This window comes from Streptomonospora halophila, from assembly GCF_039542725.1.
Classification (GTDB): Bacteria; Actinomycetota; Actinomycetes; order Streptosporangiales; family Streptosporangiaceae; genus Streptomonospora; species Streptomonospora halophila.
On the sequence record NZ_BAABIK010000089.1, the window covers coordinates 1 to 595 of the forward strand.

The window sequence follows — 595 nt, forward strand, 5'->3', positions numbered from 1 at the left end:
ATCTGCCTTTCAGGCGTTTTTTGCGTTTTTGGTTTTCCTCCCTGTTTCCCCACTAGCGCAAGCATCTTACTTGTGCCGTAAAGCATAAGTTAATCTAAAACAAACAACAAAAGCTATCCAGTAAATTAGGTAGCTTTTTGTATTTTTAAGCAGTGGTAATTAGTGTAGGTACCAAAAGTTCTTTTGCAGTTTACCCTTTAGATACCAAGGCCAATATTTTGATGCTGACCTAGAGCTGTGTTACAACAGGTTTAGGTATTACTCACCAGAAAGTGGTACGTACATAAGCCAAGACCCTATTGGGTTACATTCTGGAGAGCCTAATTTTTATGCTTATGTAAAAGATAGTAATAGTTGGGTTGATGTTTTTGGGTTAGCAAAAACACCAACAAGTAAATTACAAAGTCTATGGAAAAACTATACAGGCAGTAAACATCCATATAGAGATATTCATCATGGTTTTCCTGAAGAATACACTCAAAAATTCAAAGATTTAGCAGGTATTGATGTTAACAACCCTAAATATCATTATAACTTACCAATAGAAAAACACACTAAAAAACTAGGTATTCATACCAACAGTTCTAGAACTGGG

The 595-nt window shown here is 35.1% G+C and carries 1 pseudogene; it reads left to right on the plus strand.

The window, feature by feature from the left end:
• Window positions 1–205: 205 nt before the first annotated feature.
• A pseudogene (locus tag ABEA15_RS25725) lies at window positions 206–595 on the plus strand (RHS repeat-associated core domain-containing protein); the annotation flags it as partial.